Consider the following 4109-nt stretch of genomic DNA (forward strand, 5'->3'; position numbering starts at 1 on the left):
GTCTTCGTTTGTCACTGTCATCGTTGGTGGCGAAGTAATCGTTTCACCGGCCACGACAGAGAGCCCACTCAGAAGGACGAGGATGGTAAGGAAGGCACCAATTCGTCGGGAGACCATGTGTGTACAACCTCAGCCACCCCTGAAATAAGTATCACACACTTGTCTCGTCTCCCGCCTTCGTCTTTTCGTCTCGTTCGCAGGTCGAACCACGACTCGGACGTTTCGCATTTGCGTCCCGGCCGTCAGAAGATAGCTGAAGCGTAAGGTGGCCGGTCAACTCTTCGGAGTCGACCAGGCCAGTGGTGTGCCCCTGATAACGGCATATGTCAATGGGAATTGGTTTACTTAATCTTTGGTATCAACTGGTTGAGGTGAATCCGACTACCCTCGCGAGCGCCATTACGAAACAACGTGATGGATACGTCGAGGCAGTCCACATCGTGACAGTTCCCGACCAGACGGCGCTTCGATACGGCGCAGAACATCTCGACGAACTGTTCAGTCGGTGAGCGCAGGTCCAAACGGGCCCTGCGGCGTGTCCCACTATGCGTGTCGGTCCACGAGCGAATCTGGGTCGACGGATTCGTAGTCGACGATGGCGTCGAAGTGCGCCAGCGCGAGTGCGTCGCCGTCGATGATACCCCGTCCGTCTGGTTCTCGAAGCGTCGTTTGGACGAAGTGCGTTGCCACGAGTACCGCTCTGGCGTCCCCAGATTCGTCGAGTTCGCGCTGTGCGTTCGACATCAAGAGACTCGCAGTGACCACGTCGAAGACGTACTCAGCGAGTCGTTTTGCCTCGTGTTGAGCGTAGTCGTCGTCCGCGTCTGCGAGTGTCTCGATTGCGGTTTGAAGTGTGGAGAACTCGTCGGCGACGACAGAAGTGAGTTCGTCGAGGGCAGGGTGGTCGACAGTAGAGAGGAGTGCATCGACGTGGGACACGAGGGCCTCGTGGGCCGCTTCTTTCTCGAACGTCCGAAGCAGGTCGAGCGAGAGGATGTTCGAGGTGCCCTCCCATATCGGAAGCACTTGCGCGTCGCGGTACAGTCTGTGGGTGACGAAGTCGCTGACGTAGCCGTTTCCACCCTGAATCTCCATCGCGTAGGAGGCAGTGTCGACTGCCATCCGTGCAGTTCGGTACTTCGCAACCGGCGTCAACACGCGCATCAACCGATACGCTTCGCGGTTCTCGTGGTCACGTTCGTACCGGTCGAACCACTTTCCGGCCTCCATCGTAAACGCGAGTGCTGCCTCGAAGTCGACTGCCATGTCGACGAGGTCACGCTTCATGAGCGGATACGCTCTGATTTCCTTGCCGAAGGCCTCGTGGTTCGTTGCTTTACGTTTGCTCTCGACGAGTGAGCGACCCATAATCCCCACAGCACCGACGGCGTTCGTGATACGCTCCCAGTTGAGCATCGTCGCCATGTACCTGAACCCTCGTTCGGGTTCGCCGACGAGGTACGCCTCGGCACCCCGGAACTCGACTTCGCCGGTCGGCACGCTAATCGTCCCGAGTTTGTCTTTCAATCGACGATACAGTTGGTCGTTGAGCGTTCCATCTTCTGTCTCGTGGGGGACGAGAAACAGCGAGAGTCCGCTCGTTCCCTCCGGAGCGTCAGGTCGGCGTGCGAGTGCGAGTGTGCCATCTGCATCGATGTTGCTACAGAACCACTTCTCGCCCGTCAGTTCGTACCGTCTGGAGGGGTCGTCAGTGCTATCGAGCGGCTCTGCGACGGTTTCTGTCGCTCCCACGTCGCTCCCACCCTGTTCTTCGGTGAGAAACATCGCCCCTTCGACGAGAGAATCGTACGAACGACTGGTGAGCGCGGACTGGTAGTCGTCTAGGTGGTCGTCAGTGTCGTGGTTTCGCAAGACGAGCGCTGCTCCAGCGGTCATCGAGACGGGACAGACGAGGCCAGTGTCGACGTACGAGAGCAACAACTGCATCGTCAGAGTGTGGATGAGTCCAACTGGTTCGTCACGGTCCGACGGCGGCGTAAACGCGTCGGCGACGATACCAGACTCGTAGACGAGGCGTTCGTTCTCTCTCTGTGCAGGGTGGTACTCGACTTCGTTCTGGACCTCGCCGTATGCATCGTAGGTGTGCAATTTCGGTCCGTGGTCGTCCACGATGTCGGAGTTCTCTTTGACGACCGCTCCGACGATTTCACCGAACTGGTCGAGTTGGCTCTTCGCCCACTCGAATTCACCGTTCGGATACACTCGTCGGGCTGCTGCTCGAAGCGGAGGCGTACAACGCCAATAGTTGCTTTCCTGCCCGTCCTCCTGTGCCCCTGTCGTAGACCCGTCGTTCGGCATATGTCACCAAACAGCACCGGTTCGTGTAAATTCAGTGGTCGTTTCGGTGGGTATCGACCAACCCGTCGTCGGTGTCACACGCGTGGGAATTATCTATGCTGCACAGCTACGGAGACAGTTCCCCCGGTCGAGAACGACCAGTGACAGAGAACCGAACAGAAATTGGCGAGGCCAACTCACACAGTGGTGCGACCCACCAAAATCAAATCAGGGTTCGTCCTCGGGGTCGAACTCCGAGAACGGCCGTCTCACATCTCGCTGGATGAGGTCTTCGTCAGAGACGCGAAGTCCGAGGTCACTCAGTTCTCGCGCGATTCGCGCGAGGTCGGTCGAATCCGTTCCGATAGCCGTCACCAAGACGTTGTTCTCCCCGGTAGCGAGTTCGCGTACACCCACGACACCTGCTACATCGAGCGCATCGGTACAGAGGCCTCTTCGAACAGGAATCTCTGCGGTACACTCCATCTGCATGAAGAGTTGATAGCCTGCTTTCTTGTAGTCGACCGCCGCGTGGTATCCGGTGATGATCCCTTCAGATTCGAGTCGCTGGATGCGTTTTCGCACCGTACTCGGGGACGCGTCCACTTGCTCGGCGATATCTCGAGACGAGACGTGTCTCGCGTCTCGCTGGAGCTCGTGGAGAATCCGTCTGTCGAGTTCGTCGAGTCCCTTGAGAGTCATAGTCGCACCTCGAGACGACGTACCGAAATCATTGTGGTTCGGAGGGGACTGAACGTCTGTTCGCGAGGCACTTCACCGTGAACTGCGAACAGCGTCTTCGGGCCGTTCAATTCACAGCCTCCTCTGAGAACAACGCGGTGAGACGCTCGTCTGTGAACTCAGGAATCACGATGTCGTTGCCCGCCGCTCGGTCGTGTTCGAGGACGAGCGATTTCACGTTCCCGAGATGTGCGTAGACCTCTTCGACGTACGGACGTCTGAAGAGCGCAATCGACCGGTGGACGACCACGTCGAAGTCGTGGGGCGACAGGTCGGTTTTCAGGTCCGGACGGATGTAGTGGACCGTGTAGTTGTACGTCGGTGTGTCGAACGGCGCGACCCACCGAAGGTCGTCGTCGAACCGGTCGCGCAGCATCGTGACGAGGGAGTCGTATTTCGGTGCTACAGTAGTGTCGATTGATTTGGGCATGATTCTGTATGTTACGAGGCGAGGAGAACGACACTCAGTGCGACTCCCACCGTTGCGAACAGGAAGACGAGTGCCGACTGGATGGTGTCGTTCAGTCGCGGGTCGGCCCCGACGAGCGAGGCGAAACGTTCGATGAGCGACGCAGAAGCGCAATTCGCTGCGGTGCCGAACGGAACCCCGTTATAATCACATACTGGTACTATCTCAACATTATATTACCATATCGGTAAAAAATAGCACTTCTTTATGTTCATGCGGGAACAGAGTATGGCTATGGACACGAACGACAACCATCCTATCGGAGTCACAAACAGTCGGCTGCCCAGTCGGGCGGGGTGAGCTGATGGTCCGAAAACAACTCGAAGACGAGCGTGTGTGGGCACTGGCGTTCGGCCTCGTCCTCGTGACGATGCCAGCAGTGACCCTCGTACTCGCATTCGCAGTCTTGAGTGCGACCCAGAGCGCCATCGTCGAACAGTTGACACTCGTCGAACTCGCCGAGTTGTATCTCGTCGAACTGCTCGCGTTTGCCGTGTTCAGCTACCTCCTCTACCGGCTCGCTCGCTTCTCGCGGGCGCGGCACGATGCACTGACTGGAAACTCGGCGCCGGCCGACGCGGAGGGTGCTCGTGGTGCAGAA

Annotated in this window: 4 protein-coding genes and 1 pseudogene; 2 read left to right on the forward strand and 3 right to left on the reverse strand. The window is 58.0% G+C overall.

Annotated features, from left to right (window positions below; all coding sequences use genetic code 11):
* Positions 1-371: 371 nt before the first annotated feature.
* Positions 372-509, forward strand: a complete 138-nt coding sequence (locus tag AUR66_RS21435) for a hypothetical protein (protein ID WP_157533200.1) — start codon at positions 372-374, stop codon at positions 507-509.
* Between the two features lie 34 nt (positions 510-543).
* Here the strand turns inward: AUR66_RS21435 and AUR66_RS17060 are convergent, their stop codons facing one another.
* The 3 genes from AUR66_RS17060 to AUR66_RS17070 form a co-directional block, all read right to left on the reverse strand.
* Complete coding sequence (locus AUR66_RS17060; protein ID WP_058573378.1) at positions 544-2319, reverse strand: acyl-CoA dehydrogenase family protein; 1776 nt, start codon at positions 2317-2319, stop codon at positions 544-546.
* 207 nt (positions 2320-2526) lie between these two features.
* Complete coding sequence (locus tag AUR66_RS17065) at positions 2527-3000, reverse strand: Lrp/AsnC family transcriptional regulator (RefSeq protein ID WP_058573379.1); 474 nt, start codon at positions 2998-3000, stop codon at positions 2527-2529.
* A gap of 106 nt (positions 3001-3106) precedes the next feature.
* Positions 3107-3469 (reverse strand): hypothetical protein, encoded by a 363-nt coding sequence (locus tag AUR66_RS17070; RefSeq protein ID WP_058573380.1) that lies wholly within the window; start codon positions 3467-3469, stop codon positions 3107-3109.
* A 343-nt stretch (positions 3470-3812) separates the two neighbouring features.
* Between AUR66_RS17070 and AUR66_RS17075 the strand changes: the two are divergent.
* Positions 3813-4109: pseudogene (locus AUR66_RS17075) on the forward strand (hypothetical protein); the annotation flags it as partial.

The sequence above is a fragment of the Haloferax profundi genome (assembly GCF_001469865.1).
Classification (GTDB): domain Archaea; phylum Halobacteriota; class Halobacteria; order Halobacteriales; family Haloferacaceae; genus Haloferax; species Haloferax profundi.

Bases quoted from the DNA above. Each gene is read 5' to 3' on its own strand.
- AUR66_RS17060 (WP_058573378.1), bottom strand. From the start codon at position 2,319: ATGCCGAACGACGGGTCTACGACAGGGGCACAGGAGGACGGGCAGGAA.
- AUR66_RS17065 (WP_058573379.1), bottom strand. From the start codon at position 3,000: ATGACTCTCAAGGGACTCGACGAACTCGACAGACGGATTCTCCACGAG.
- AUR66_RS17070 (WP_058573380.1), bottom strand. From the start codon at position 3,469: ATGCCCAAATCAATCGACACTACTGTAGCACCGAAATACGACTCCCTC.